Below are 12,884 nucleotides of genomic sequence, written 5' to 3'. Positions count from 1 at the left end.
ATCATGGACGGCGTGTCGCTCGGTCGTGCGTCACCCCCTCGGTGCCCTCCTCACCCTGCGGAGTCAGTCCTGGGCCGGACCCCGGCCGAGCTCCGGGAGCAGCGCGACGTCGACCAGCCCCGAGTCAGAGGCGGCGAGCCACGGCAGGAACTCGTCGACCGGCATGGGGTGGGCGATGGCGTACCCCTGGGCGACGTCGCAGCCGAGCCGGGCCAGCGTCGCGCTGGTCGCCAGGGTCTCGACCCCTTCGGCGACCAGGCTCAGGCCCAGCGCGTGCGCGAGCGCCACCGTGCTCTGCACGATCGCCGCGGCCCGGGGGTCGCGGTCGACGTCGGCGGTCAGGCTGCGGTCCAGCTTGAGCTCGTCGGCCGGCAGGTGCCGCAGGTAGGCCAGCGAGCTGTAGCCGGTGCCGTAGTCGTCGATCGAGGTGCGGACGCCGGAGCGGCGCAGGTCGGCGAGCACCGTGCGGCCCCGCTCGGGATCGGCCATGAGGGTGTCCTCGACCAGCTCCAGGGTGAGCGCGCGCGCCGGCAGGCCGTACCGGTCCAGCGTGGCGGCGACCTTGCCGGCCAGGTCGAGGTCGGTGACGTTGGCCGCCGACAGGTTGACCGACACCGGCAGCTCGCGGCCGGGCCACCAGCGGCAGGCGGCCTCGAGCGCGAGGTCGAGCACCCGGTCGGTCAGTGGGCGCAGCAGCCCCGCCTGCTCGGCCGCCGGCAGCAGGTGGGCCGGCGAGAGCAGCCCCCGGGTCGGGTGCTGCCACCGGACCAGGGCCTCGACGCCCACGATCCGGCCGTCGCGCAGGTCCATCTGCGGCTGCAGGAAGACGCAGATCTCGTCGCCGTCCAGGGCGGTCCGCAGCTCCTCCATGGTGCGCAGCCGGTCGCTGCCGGCGGTGCCGGTGACGGGGTCGGGCACGTAGACGTGCACGCCCTCGCGGGCGCGCTTGGCGCTGTACATGGCGACGTCGGCGCAGTGCAGCAGCTCCTCGACGGTCGCGGCCGGCGCCGGCGTGGTCGCGACGCCGATGCTCACGCCGACGTGCAGCCGCACCTCGGCCACCGTGAACGGCGCCAGCAGCCGCTCGCGCAGCCGCTCGGCGAGCACGCGGGCCTCGGCCGGCTCCGCGGCCGGCATGAGCACGGCGAACTCGTCACCGCCGAGCCGGGCGAGGACGTCGCCGGCGCGCAGGGAGCCGAGCAGCCGCGGGCCGATCTGGCGCAGCAGGTCGTCGCCGGCGGAGTGGCCGAGGCTGTCGTTGATCTCCTTGAACCCGTCGAGGTCGAGCAGCAGGAGGGCGCCGGGTTCCCCGGGGGTGGCCGCGGCGACGACGCGCTGGGCCTGCTCGATCAGCGCGCGGCGGTTGGGGAGGGCGGTGAGCTCGTCGGTGCGCGACTCGAGCTTGACCTGGTTGTACCCGCGGACCTCGCGGAAGGTGACGGCGATGCGCAGGACGCCGGCGAGCACGCACCCGATGGCCAGCCAGCCGGCGACGTCGGGGACGGGCTGCGACCAGGGGCTGAGCACGACGAGGCTGGCGAGCAGGCAGGCGAAGGGCACGGCGAGCAGCCGCCAGCCGGTGCGGGAGCCGCCGCTGCGCAGGCGCTGGGGCGGCTCGACCGCGTGCTCGGCGGCGGCGGCGCACAGCACGACGGAGATCAGCCAGCCGAGCTCCAGCGGCCCCCCGTCGACGTAGGTGCCGCGCACCTTGATGCCGAACAGGATGAGGTCGGACAGGCAGATGAGGCTCAGCGCGGCGCCGAGCAGCACGAAGGTGCGGTCCAGGCGCACGCCGAGGATGCCGCCGACGGCCATGACCACGCCGATGAGCAGGACGGTCGTGATCGGGGCCGCGAGGTCGACCGCCGCCACCGGCCGCTCGCCGGGGATGGTGAGCAGGTAGGGGCCCAGCAGGAAGGCGACGCCGGCGGCCAGGCTGCCGAGCGCGGCCACCACGCCGTCGAGCCACATGCTGGGGTGGAACCGCGGCACCCGGGTCCGGATCAGGACGACGACCGGCACGTACATGGCCAGGTAGGCCACCATCATGACCGCGTTGGAGAGGGCGGACGACGGTTCGTCGCCCTCCAGGCCGGAGGAGAGCACGCGCAGCACGTTGCCGAGCGCGCCGAGCACCAGGGCGACGGCGAGCGTGACCCAGGCGATCCGTTCCGTGCGCACCCGCCGGGCCGCGAGAACGCAGACGGCGGCGGCGGCGAGGTAGGGCAGGTTGTAGAGGACGACGTCGTACGCCCGGTCCCACGCCGCGCCGGCCGGACGCGGGCCGGTGCCGGTGGCGAACAGCGCGACCAGCGCGGCGGTCAGGTACAGAGCACGGCCGGGGCGTCGGCTCGTGACCGCGTCCTGGTCTGGCTGGTCCACGTGAGGGGAGATCGGCCGCGCAGCGGGCGCGCTGCAGCGCGGCACGGCCGGTATGACCCCGATGGGGGAGGTCGCCGGCGCCGGCACCGGCGGGGCCGGACGGTGCCGGGGAGCCTCCCGGCCGCCGATGAGGAAGGCGTGGAGCATTCGCACCTGCCCTCGGGGCCGCCGCCGGGAACGGGCCCGGTCACCGCACCGTGGCGCCCGGTGGCCGCCGAGACCATCGTCGTCCGCGACCCGGGAGCGGCGGGATACGGCCGCCACGCCGCGCCGGCGTCGGCCTACGGGCCGGCCGACGTCCACCGCCTGCTGCCCGTGCCGCCGTCCGCCCCCCGGGCGGCCGTCCGCCCGGCCGGCAGCGGTACCGGTCCGCGGCCGTCGGAGGCGGTGCCGGCCCGGACCACCGGCCTGCTGGCGCGCCTGCGCCTGCTGCCCGGGGCGGCGTAGCGGGCTCCCGGCGGCGCGCTCAGCTGCCGAGGACGGGGAGCACGCGGGCGGCCGTGGCCGCCAGCGCGGCCAGCACCAGGACGACGAGCGAGACGCGGAGCGCGAGCCAGGCGGTCCGGTGGGAGCGCGGGGCGGCATGCCGGTGACGGCGCGGAACGGCGGCGTCGTGCGCCGTCCGGGCGTCGGCGCGCTCGTCCAGCACCTCGAGGACGGCGGCGACCAGCACGGCGGCGGCCAGGAGGACCAGCCCCAGGGGCCCGGCGAGCTCGGTCAGGGCCGCCCACCCGGTCTCCCCGGCGGTCATCGGGGCCCGTCCAGCACGAGTAGCTGCGCGTCGGCGCCCCGGTAGACGACCTCGTAGCGGCCGCTGCGCAGCAGGGCGTCGGCCAGCTCCCGCGAGGCCCCCGGCGCGCTGCCCTCGACGAGGGTGAGGGCGGCGTCCTGGGTGCGGCCGAGGAGGACGAACCGCGGCAGCTGGGTCAGCGCGCACGCCTCCGGCGGGAGCTCGCAGCGCTCCTCGCGCAGCCAGACCGTCGACCACTCGCCGTAGCGGTCGCCCGGATAGGCGCCGGCCGGGTAGAGCAGGCCGACGGTGTCCCCCTCGCGCAGGTTCGCCCACAGCACGCGGGCGGCCCGCACGTCGTCGGCGCTGACCCGTTCGAACGAGACGTTGACCCCGCGCGTGGCGGTGCCCGCCGCCCCGTAGCCGGTGAGGACGACGGCCAGGGCGGCGAGGGCGAGCCACTGCCGCCGGCGGGCCGGCAGGCCCCGCGGTGCCCAGGTGAGCAGCCGGTGCAGGGCGATCGCCGCGAGCGGGGCCAGCAGGGGTGCTGCGAAGACGAACACCCGCAGCACCACCTCCCCGCCGTAGCTCTGCAGCAGCACCAGGCTGCCCGCGCTGGCCGCCAGCAGTGCGATCAGCCGGGCGTCCGGCCGCCGGAGGATCAGCCCGAGCCCGGTCACGGCGAGCAGGACGTGGACCAGCGACCACCCCAGCCGCACCTGCTGCATGAACTGGTAGGTCGGATCGCCGACGACCCGGGACGTGACGGCCTGGTCGAGGTTGGCGCCCACCTGGCCGACGTCGCCGACGACCGCCGAGAGGTGACCGGTCCAGAAGTCACTGGCGCCGTAGCTGAACCACCCGACGAAGAGCAGGGCGACGACCAGCCACAGCCGCCGGAACCGGGTGTACCCGGTGACGACGAAGACCAGCAGGGTCAGCACGAGGGTCACCGGGGTGAGCTGGTGCGTCACGACGACGGCGGTTGCGAGCAGGAGGAGCACGCCCTCCAGGGCGACCGACCGTCCGGCGTCCAGCCCGGCGGGCAGCGGCGGGCGCCGGCCGAGCGGGGCCAGCAGCGACCGGAGCCGCCGGCGCTCCGGCCGGGGACCGCCGGGCCGGTCCGCCGCGCGGCTGCGCCAGGCGGCCGCGGCGCTCCACAGCAGGGTCGCCAGCACGGTCAGGTAGAGCAGGAACGCCGTCGCCTGCGGGGCGAAGTAGTCCTGCTGGTACCAGTTCGCGCCCAGGTAGACGAAGACCGACAGCCAGGCGATCCGTCCGGACCCGGTGACGCACCGGGCGACGACGAGCAGCGGCACCAGCGCCGCCGCGTTGTAGAAGAACGGGGCCAGCTGCAGGAACGCGCTCGCGTCGGCGACGCCGGCCAGGTGCACCAGCTGCGCGGCGGCGGCGAAGAACGCCGGCCAGCTGGCGCGCGCGTCGAGGCCGTAGAACGAGGCCTCGTTCGCGCTGATGAACCGCTGGAAGCCGACGTGCCGCCAGCCGGTGGGCACACCCGCCGCGCCGTCGGCGACGTTGGCGAACGCGAACAGGACCAGCGCCAGCACCAGGGCCGCCGCCGCCAGCACGACGCCGTCCGGCGCGCGGCGCACCAGTTGGGCGGCCGCGACGCCCGCGACCAGGACCAGCGCGGCGAGGTAGGGCCAGCCCACCACCCCGATGAGCCCGCTCGCGCCGGCGGCGTCGAGGTCGACCCGGCCGGCGGCCAGCCACCAGAGGCCGACGGCCGCGACCAGTGCCGCGGCGCAGACCGCGCGGATCCGCAGCTCCCGGGCGGCGGGGCGGCCCGGCGCCCGGGCGCCGGGGCCGGCGGTGCGCGGCCCCCGCCGGAGCACCCACGCCGTGGCCGCCAGGTGCACCAGGGCGAGCGCCCAGGCCCAGCGCACCGGGTCCCAGGTGCCGGTGAGCAGGGCGGCGGTGGCCGTGAGCAGCGCGGTCGCGATGCTCAGGGCGCCGGCGAGGGAGCAGGCCAGCAGCGGGTCGGGCAGCCGCAACCCCGCGACCAGCGGCACGCCCGGCACGGTGAGCACGAACGCCAGCGCCAGGAGGGCCCGCCCCGGAACGGCGAGGTCGAGGGCGGCGACCGCGGGGACGGCCACGGCGAGCGCCGCCGTCGCCAGCAGGGGAATCCGCTCGGCCCGCAGCCGGCCGGGCCGGAGCCCGGGATCCGCTCCCGGTCGCCCGGGCCGCTCGGGCGCCGCCCCGGGAACGTCCTCGAGCACGCCGAGGTCAGCCATCCGCGGCCCGGGGGAGAGCGGTGGGCACGCGCGGCCGCGCCCGGCGGAGCGGGCGCGCGCCCGAGGGGAGCCCCTGGTCCGCCATCACACCTCCGTCGCGAGTGGGCCTGCGCCGCGCCGGTGGCGCGACCCCGTACCGGCCGCGTGCGCAGTCTGCGGTGCGGGGAGGCCGCGGGTCCATACCGTCGGGCCCGGCAGGGCGGACGGGGTGCCCGCGGGCGCCGGTCACCAGACCGCCGTCGGGAAGGGGCCGCGCACGCCGCCGTCGGGGGTCCACACCGCCGACCACTCCGGGGTGCGCACCGTCCACATCGGTCCCGACGGGTGCCACCGCGTCTCGACCCGGCGGGGGTCGCGGCGCAGCTCCTCGCCGATCACCTCCAGCAGGGCGACCAGCGGAAGGGGCCGGCCGCCGGCGGCCTCGGCCGTGGGGGTGAACAGCGCCGCCGTCCGCACCTCCTCGCTGGCCTCGGGCTGCCAGAGCAGCGCACCGGAGGCGCCGGCCTGCGCGACGGTCACCAGCGCCTGCGCCATCACGGCGGCCCGCCGGGCGTCGGAGGACGGCCGCTCGCCGTCGACCGTCGCGTAGAGCTCGGCCCACCACACCGGGAGGTCGGTGCGCGACCGGACCCAGCGGGTGACCTCGCCCAGCGCCTCCGTGGCCTCGAAGTCGGTCGTGAGGAGGCCGTCGTCGCGGGTGCCGCTGCTCGCGTCCACCGCGACGAAGTCGGCGCCCTCGGCGTGCGCCAGCCAGTACTCGACGACGTCGAGCGCCCGCTGGTCCAGCACGCCCCACCGGCCCTCCACCGCCGACGGGTGGCTGGCCTCCTCGCGGGAGGACCAGATGTCGAACACCACGTAGGGGCCGCCGACGAGCGCGTCGGGGCGGACCTCCTTCACGGCGCGGTAGACCTCGTTGTAGAGGTCGGTGTAGGCGGCCACGTCCCAGTTGTTGCGCTCCTCGTCGTAGAAGCCCTTGAACTCGTTCCAGACGATGAACCGCCGCACCTCCGGGTAGCGGATCGCGGCCGCCGCGGCCAGCCGGGCGAAGTCGTCGTAGTGGTCGGGGTCCGGCGCGGTGGTGAGCCGGTCCCAGTCGGTGGTCCCCGGCTCCCCGCCCTTCATCCAGTCCGGCGCGCAGCAGAGCGTCAGCACCGGCTCCGCGCCGGTGCCGGTGATCGCCTCGATGCGGCGGTCGAGGCTGGCGAACTCCATGTCGCCGGGGCGCGGCTCGGGGTTCAGCGCCCCCCACCCCATGAGGTGCTGGTTCTGGACGGGCGCCACCGACGCCAGGACGTCGCGGGCCCGGGAGACGGCGCCGGGCTCCCCCCACCCGTCGGCGGACTGCTGCGCGTGGGTGACGCCGATCGTCATCCCGGGCACCGGGGGGCCGGCCGTGGCCGGGTGCGTGGCGGTCCAGGCGGCGACCACCCCGGACAGCGCCAGGGCGATGCCCCCCACCCATCCCGGACGGCGGCGCTCGCCGGCCCGGGCCCCCCGTCGCACGTCGGCCTACCGGGCCCGCCCGGCGGCACGCGCCGCTCCGTGCGTCTCCGGGAACATCGGCGACCCTGCCTCCCTCGGCGCCCGGCTGACGACGGCCCCCAGCTGGTCCGGAGCGCCACGGTAGATGCCGGGAGCGGCCGGTGGTCGGGTTCGCCGCGCGGCCGGGCACCCGGTCGCGGAGCGGGGCGCGCGAACCTCCTGCGGAGGCGGTCCGCCTGGCACACTCCGACGCCCGAGCCCCGGCGGCCGGCGCCGCGCGCGACCACCGGAGGCGGACGTTCCTGCTCCCGGACCGGAGGGCGGCCCGTGCACCAGCCGATGGATGCGTTCACCGCCGCGCTGCGGAGCGCGGGGATCGAGCGGAGACCGGTGGCCGGCGCGGCCCCGGGGCACCTGGTGCTGGCGGTGCCGCCGGACCGGCTCTCCACGGTCGACCGCTGCGCCCGGGCCGCCGGCTTCGTCGCCCTGCCCGGCGCACCGGACCCGGCGGCCCGGCGGTACGCGGCGCTGGACCCCGCCGCGGGCCGGTTCGTGGTCGTGGAGGTGCCGGGCCCGCCGGCCCCCGGACGGCCCGCCCGGCGCCGCGGGCTCGGCGTCGCGGTGCTCGGGCCCGACGGCGCCGGGAAGTCGACCCTCGCCCAGGGCATCGCCGAGGCGTTCCCGCTGCCGGTGGCCACGGTCTACATGGGCCTGTGGCAGAGCGGGGACGCCGGGCCGTCGGCCGGCATCTCGGTGCGGGACGCCGCCGCCCGCCCGTTCCGCGCCTGGGCGAGGCTGCTGGAGGCCCGGTCGCACCAGCGCCGCGGGCGGCTGGTGGTCTTCGACCGGTACGTGTACGACGCCCGGCTGCCGGCCGAGCCACCGTGGGCGACCGCGAAGCGGCTCTACTTCTGGTTCCTGTCCCGGACCTGCCCGGCGCCGGACGTGACGCTCCTGCTCGACCTGCCCGGGGAGGTCGCGTTCGCGCGCAAGGGGGAGAACGGCGTCGAGGCGAGCGAGGCGGCCCGCCGGAACTTCCGGGCGCTGGAGCAGGAGCTCGGCCTGCACGTCATCGACGCGACGCGCTCTCCCGAGGAGGTGCGGGGTGCGGCGCTGGCGGTGATCTGGGCGGCGTGCCTGGCCCGGTGGCGGGTGGAGCCGGTGGGCGCGCCGGTGCCGGCCCGGTGAACCGGCAGGTGTGGGGAACCGCCCGGGCCACCGCGGTGCGCCCCGTCCGGCACCCGGCCCTGCGCCGTCCCGGTCGCACCCCGCTGGCCCGGGCTGCCGGGCTGGTGCCCGCCGTCCTGGGGGAGGCGGCGCGGCTGTCCGGGCTGGACGGCGTGGCCGGCTGGCGGCCGGAGAGCGGCACCTGGACGAGCACCGGGACCGCCACCTTCCCGGTCGGGCCGGCCGGCGCCCCGGCCGCGGCGGTGCTCCGGCTGACCACCACCGGGGCCGACCGGCTGCGGTCGGAGTCCCGCGCGCTCGCCGCCCTGGCGTCCGCGCCGGCGTTGCGCGGGCTGCTCCCGGTCCGGCACGCCGAGGGGCCGGCCGCGGGGTGGTGGTACGTGCTTGACAGCCACGTGGGCGGGGTGGACGCGACCGCGGCGCTGGCCGCGGCCCCCGGGCTGCGCCCCGCGGTGCTCGGGGCCGCCACCGCGGTGATCACTGGCCTGCACCGGGCGACCGCCGTGCCGCTGCGGGTGGACGACGTCGTCCTCGACCGCTGGGTGGACGAGCCGATCCGCCGGCTGGTCCGCTCGGGGAGCTTTCCGCTGCGCACCCGGCCGGCGCAGCTGGACCGCCTCCGCCGGCGGCTCCGCGACGGGCTGCACGGCCGTCGTGTGCAGGCCACCCGCATCCACGGCGACTTCTGGCTGGGCAACGTGCGGGTCGACCCGGGCACCGGAGCCGTCGCCGGGGTGATCGACTGGGACACCGCCGGGGAGGCCGACCTGCCGGCGCACGACCTGCTGCACCTGGCCCTGTACGGCGCGGCCCTGGAGCAGGGCGTGGACCTCGGCGCCGTGGTGGCCGGCGCGCTCGTGGCCGGGACGCTGCCGCCGGCCGCCGAGGAGAGCGCCGCCGCGGGCCGCTGGGCGTGGGAGGGGGTGGACGACGACGTCGTCGTCCTCCTCTACTGGCTGCGGCACGTCGCCGCGATGGCCGCGCAGCACCGCGGCTACGCCGAGCACACCCTGCTGGGCTGGCACCTGCGCAACGTGCGGACGGTGCTGCGGTGCCTGTGACCCGGGCCCGGCTGCTGGCCGCGCCCGCGCCGCGGGCGGAGTGGCGCGCGCTGCTGGCCGCGGACCCCGAGGCGCTGCCGTACCAGACCCCCGGCTGGACCGACGCCGTCGTCGCCACGTCCGGGGGCCGCGACGCCAGCCGGCTGTACGAGCTGCCCAGCGGGCTGCGGGCGGTGCTGCCGGCGGTGGCCCGGCCCGGGGCGCCGCTCGCCCGGCGGGTGGGGGTGCTGTCGTCCCAGCCGTACGGGTGGGGGATGGGCGGGCTGGTCGTGCCGGCGCGGGACCTCGATCCGGCGGACGTCGCGGCCGTCTTCGCCGACCTGGCGGCCTCCGGCGGGGTGCTCACCGCGCTGCGCCCCGCTCCGCGGCGGGCGGCGTCCTACCGCGCCGCGGCCCTCCCCGGGGTGCTGCGGGTTGCGCACACCGCCCACGTGCTCGACCTGGCCGGTGGGTTCGACGCCGTCTGGCGGGACCGGGCCACCGGCAAGGCCCGCCGCGCGGTGCGCAAGGCCGAGGCGGCCGGGGTGACCGTGGAGGTGGACGCGACCGGCCGGCTGGTGCCGGTCTTCGACGCGCTCTACCGGCAGTCGGTGCGGCGCTGGGCCGAGCAGTCGCACGAGCCGCTCTGGCTGGCCCGGCTGCGGTCGCAGCGCAGCGATCCCGAGCGCAAGTTCGCGGCGGTGGCCACGGCGCTCGGAGCGGCCTGCCGGGTGCGGGTGGCCTGCCTGGCGGGCCGGCCGGTGGCGGCGATCATCACGCTGCACTCCCCGGGGCACGTGGCGTACTGGCGCGGCGCCATGGACAAGGAGGCGGCCGGGCCGGTGCGGGCCAACGACCTGCTGCACCGCACGGTCATCGAGGCGGCGGCGGCCGAGGGGGCCGGCCACTACCACCTGGGCGAGAGCGCGCCGGGCAGCGGGCTGGCCCGGTTCAAGGAGTCCCTGGGCGCGGAGCCGGTGGCCTACGAGGGATACCGGCTCGAGCGGCTCCCCCTGACGCGGGCCGACGCGGCGGTGCGCGGGCTGGTCAAGCGGGCTCTCCGCTCCGGGGACCGACCGGCTCCGGCGCCGGGCTGAGCGGCGCGGCGGGCGCGCCGGTGCCCGCCCGCACCAGCCGGGCGAGCGCGGGCAGGAGCACCAGCGCCAGCACGGTCTGCGTCGCCAGCCAGGCGAAGGTCACCCCGGTGAGCCCCCACGGCCCGGCGAGGACGGCGGCGAGGCCCAGCACGCCCGCGCCGGTGACCGCCTGGATCGCGAGGATCCGCCGGGTCCGCCGGCGGACCCGGAGCACCGCGATGGTGACGACGACGACCGCCCGCGGGAGGACGGCGAGCGCCAGGAGGCGCAGCGGTGTGGTGGCCTCCGCCTCGTACCCCGGGCCGTAGAGCGAGAGGACCAGGGGCGCGCCCAGCAGCAGCACGGTGACGGCGCCGGCCTGCAGCAGCACCAGCCGCGGCAGCAGCCGCCGCAGCAGGTCGGGGAGCCGGGCGGGCCGCAGCGCGGCCTCGACGGTGAGCGACTGGGTGAGCGTGACCGACAGCAGGTCGAGGGAGACGGCGATGGTCCAGGCGATGTAGAAGTGCGCGTTGCTGGCCGCGCCGAGCAGCGCGACCACCAGGAGCGGCAGCGCGGAGGTGGCGGCCATGAAGCAGACCTGCCCGGCGTAGTCGAAGGTGATGAAGCGCAGCAGGTCGCGCAGCCGGTGCACCGGCTGCTGGTCGGTGTCCGCCGTCGCGGCGTGCCGGGGCAGCCACCGGCGGAAGAGGGCGGCGTTGACCGGCCCGAGCAGGACGACGGCGGCGAGCACCCAGGCCACGAACACCCCGACGCCGGGGACGAGGACGGCCAGCGGGAGCAGCAGCGCCAGCTTGAGCAGGCCGTAGCCGCTGTTCTCGACCGGGATCCAGACGGCGCGCCGCAGGCCGATGATCGCCGCGTCCTGCAGCGCGAAGACCGACCAGACGACGACGGCGGAGGCGAAGGCGAGCACCGGCACCGGGCCGGCCCCGAGGAAGGCCAGCTCGGGGGAGAGCGCCGGGGCGAGCAGCGCGAACCCGGCGCCCAGGCAGGCCGAGGCCAGCGCGCTGAACGCGTACCCGCGGCGCAGCAGCCCGGCGCCGTGGGCCCCGGCGGCCGGGAGGAAGCGGACCAGGCCGTTGGCCAGGCCCAGCTGCCCGATGTTGGACAGCAGCAGGAGCGCGGCGACCAGCGCCGATCCCCGCCCGACGTCCTCGGCGGTGTACTGGCGGGCGGCCACCACCCAGAACGCCACCCCGAGCAGCGTGGTCAGCCCCACGTTGAGCACCAGCGCGAAGCCGTTGCGGAAGAGCGGGTCGTGCAGCGCCAGCCGCCGGAGGGGCCCGCCCCCGGTCATCCGGCCGGGCCCGGCTGCCGGGAACGGTCGGCCCGGCGGCGGTTCCGGCCGGCCCAGGCGTAGGCCGGGGGACCGGTGAGCACGCCGGTCAGCTCGCGGAGCGTGAGCGCGAGGGGATAGCCCTGCTTGCCGGAGTTCTTGCCGCTGCGCGGGTCGAGCAGGAAGCGCAGCCCGGCCGGCACCCGGCGGGCGAGGTCGGCGGCGACGGCGCGGTCGGACAGGGCCGCCTTCAGCAGGACGGCGGCCAGCCCGCGGCCGTAGATGACCATCTGCCGCTGCAGCGACCGGTAGTCGCGGTAGGGCTGGAACCACAGCAGCGCCTGCGGCTCGTAGACCAGCACGCCGCCGGCGAGCACGGTGCGCAGCAGCACGTCGATGTCCTCACCGCCCACCACCGGACGGCGCATGCCGAGGGTCGGGTCGAAGCCGCCCAGCTCGCGCAGGAAGGCGGTGCGGAACGCCTGGTTGGCGCCGGTGCCGTACTGGCCGGGCAGGTAGGGGTAGAGCACTGAGTCGCCGCGCTGCCCGGTCAGGTCGTAGGCCCGGCGGCGGAAGCCCTTGTCGAAGCCGCCGTACTGCACGAACCAGCCCTGCTCGGCGGTCTCCACCTCCCACGGCAGCACCAGCCCGGTCACACAGGTGACGCCGGGCACGGCGTCGAAGGCGGCCACCGTGGCGCGCAGCCAGCGCCGGTCGACCAGGACGTCGTCGTCGACGAAGGCGACCAGCGGGCCGTCGGCCGCGGCGAGGCCGCGGTTGCGGGCGTAGGAGATGCCCGGGATCGGTTCCACCACCCGCCGCACCCGGTGTGCCGGGTCCTCGACCGAGGCCAGCACCCGGTCCAGCAGCGCCCGGCGCTCGGGACCCGGCGCGTTGTCGACGACGACGACCTCGAAGTCGGCGTACTCCTGGGCCAGCAGCGAGCGCAGGCAGCCGGCCAGGTCCTCCCGGCCCACCGTGGGCACCACGACGGTGACCCGCGGGGCCGGATCGGGCAGCGGCAGCCAGGCCGCGCACCCCTCGCCGGCCGCAGCGTCGGCCGCCTCGTGGGCGGCCACCTCCGCGGCGACCCGGGGCCGCACCAGCTCCAGCAGCGCGGCGTGGTCGGGCCGCGCCGGCAGCTCGACGTCGGTCTGGGCCAGCGGGCTGCCGTGCAGCCGCGCCAGGACCGTCGCCGCCCCGCCGGTCACGGGCGCGCCGGCCACGGTGCACAGCGGCGCCCCGTCGGCGGCTGGCTCGGCCAGCTCCACCTCCAGGACCTGCCTGCGACCGGCGAACTCCCCGTCCATGCCGCACCTCGCCCCGTCCGCCGGTCCTGGCGCGGGAGGCTAGCCGCGCCGGACGCGCTGGTCACCCACCTGGCGCGCCGTCCGGCCGCCGGAGCGCGGGAGCTGGCCGCCGGGCCGG

10 protein-coding genes are annotated in these 12,884 nt (G+C 77.7%); 4 read left to right on the top strand and 6 right to left on the bottom strand.

Annotation, left to right across the window (positions count from 1 at the left end; all coding sequences use genetic code 11):
- Positions 1–63: 63 nt before the first annotated feature.
- Complete coding sequence (locus tag BD833_RS12610; RefSeq protein WP_166533479.1) at positions 64–2,382, bottom strand: putative bifunctional diguanylate cyclase/phosphodiesterase; 2,319 nt, start codon at positions 2,380–2,382, stop codon at positions 64–66.
- A 138-nt stretch (positions 2,383–2,520) separates the two neighbouring features.
- On the opposite strand from BD833_RS12610, the gene BD833_RS12605 reads away from it, so the two are divergent.
- Entirely contained in the window at positions 2,521–2,829 is a 309-nt protein-coding gene (locus BD833_RS12605; RefSeq protein ID WP_166533478.1) for a hypothetical protein, read from the top strand.
- A gap of 19 nt (positions 2,830–2,848) precedes the next feature.
- Here the strand turns inward: BD833_RS12605 and BD833_RS12600 are convergent, their stop codons facing one another.
- The 3 genes from BD833_RS12600 to BD833_RS12590 all read right to left on the bottom strand — a co-directional run bounded on the left by BD833_RS12600 (position 2,849) and on the right by BD833_RS12590 (position 6,831).
- The gene (locus BD833_RS12600; protein ID WP_166533477.1) at positions 2,849–3,133 is read right to left on the bottom strand and encodes a hypothetical protein; all 285 of its coding nucleotides are present in this window, start codon (positions 3,131–3,133) and stop codon (positions 2,849–2,851) included.
- Complete coding sequence (locus BD833_RS12595; protein WP_166533476.1) at positions 3,130–5,370, bottom strand: serine/threonine protein kinase; 2,241 nt, start codon at positions 5,368–5,370, stop codon at positions 3,130–3,132. The genes BD833_RS12600 and BD833_RS12595 overlap by 4 nt, the downstream gene beginning before the upstream one ends.
- A 225-nt stretch (positions 5,371–5,595) precedes the next feature.
- A complete protein-coding gene (locus BD833_RS12590; RefSeq protein ID WP_166533475.1) occupies positions 5,596–6,831 on the bottom strand; it encodes a glycoside hydrolase family protein in 1,236 nt (411 codons plus the stop codon).
- Between the two features lie 351 nt (positions 6,832–7,182).
- Between BD833_RS12590 and BD833_RS12585 the strand changes: the two genes are divergently transcribed.
- From BD833_RS12585 to BD833_RS12575, 3 genes are read left to right on the top strand one after another with little or no spacing between them, the layout of a single operon-like run.
- Positions 7,183–8,043 (top strand): nucleoside/nucleotide kinase family protein, encoded by an 861-nt coding sequence (locus BD833_RS12585; protein WP_166533474.1) that lies wholly within the window; start codon positions 7,183–7,185, stop codon positions 8,041–8,043.
- Positions 8,040–9,104 (top strand): phosphotransferase, encoded by a 1,065-nt coding sequence (locus BD833_RS12580; RefSeq protein WP_166533473.1) that lies wholly within the window; start codon positions 8,040–8,042, stop codon positions 9,102–9,104. Before BD833_RS12585 ends, BD833_RS12580 begins: the two co-directional genes overlap by 4 nt.
- Positions 9,095–10,180 carry a GNAT family N-acetyltransferase gene (locus BD833_RS12575; protein WP_166533472.1) on the top strand — a complete coding sequence of 362 codons (1,086 nt, stop codon included), beginning with the start codon at positions 9,095–9,097 and terminating at the stop codon, positions 10,178–10,180. The genes BD833_RS12580 and BD833_RS12575 overlap by 10 nt, the downstream gene beginning before the upstream one ends.
- On the opposite strand, the gene BD833_RS12570 is transcribed toward BD833_RS12575, so the two are convergent.
- Both BD833_RS12570 and BD833_RS12565 read right to left on the bottom strand, forming a co-directional pair.
- Positions 10,131–11,477 (bottom strand): lipopolysaccharide biosynthesis protein, encoded by a 1,347-nt coding sequence (locus BD833_RS12570; RefSeq protein WP_166533471.1) that lies wholly within the window; start codon positions 11,475–11,477, stop codon positions 10,131–10,133. The two genes, BD833_RS12575 and BD833_RS12570, sit on opposite strands and share 50 nt — an antisense overlap.
- Positions 11,474–12,766 (bottom strand): glycosyltransferase family 2 protein, encoded by a 1,293-nt coding sequence (locus BD833_RS12565; RefSeq protein WP_166533470.1) that lies wholly within the window; start codon positions 12,764–12,766, stop codon positions 11,474–11,476. Before BD833_RS12565 ends, BD833_RS12570 begins: the two co-directional genes overlap by 4 nt.
- Between the last annotated feature and the right edge of the window lie 118 nt (positions 12,767–12,884).

This window comes from Blastococcus xanthinilyticus (genome assembly GCF_008124835.1).
In the GTDB taxonomy this organism is placed as follows: domain Bacteria; phylum Actinomycetota; class Actinomycetes; order Mycobacteriales; family Geodermatophilaceae; genus Blastococcus; species Blastococcus xanthinilyticus.
The sequence above is the reverse complement of the archived record's forward strand: the minus strand, read 5'-3'. Positions and strand labels throughout refer to the sequence as shown.

Excerpts from the sequence above, each read along its gene's own strand:
- BD833_RS12600 (WP_166533477.1), bottom strand. The coding sequence starts at position 3,133 with ATGACCGCCGGGGAGACCGGGTGGGCGGCCCTGACCGAGCTCGCCGGG.
- BD833_RS12595 (WP_166533476.1), bottom strand. The coding sequence starts at position 5,370 with ATGGCTGACCTCGGCGTGCTCGAGGACGTTCCCGGGGCGGCGCCCGAG.
- BD833_RS12565 (WP_166533470.1), bottom strand. The coding sequence starts at position 12,766 with ATGGACGGGGAGTTCGCCGGTCGCAGGCAGGTCCTGGAGGTGGAGCTG.
- BD833_RS12570 (WP_166533471.1), bottom strand. The coding sequence starts at position 11,477 with ATGACCGGGGGCGGGCCCCTCCGGCGGCTGGCGCTGCACGACCCGCTC.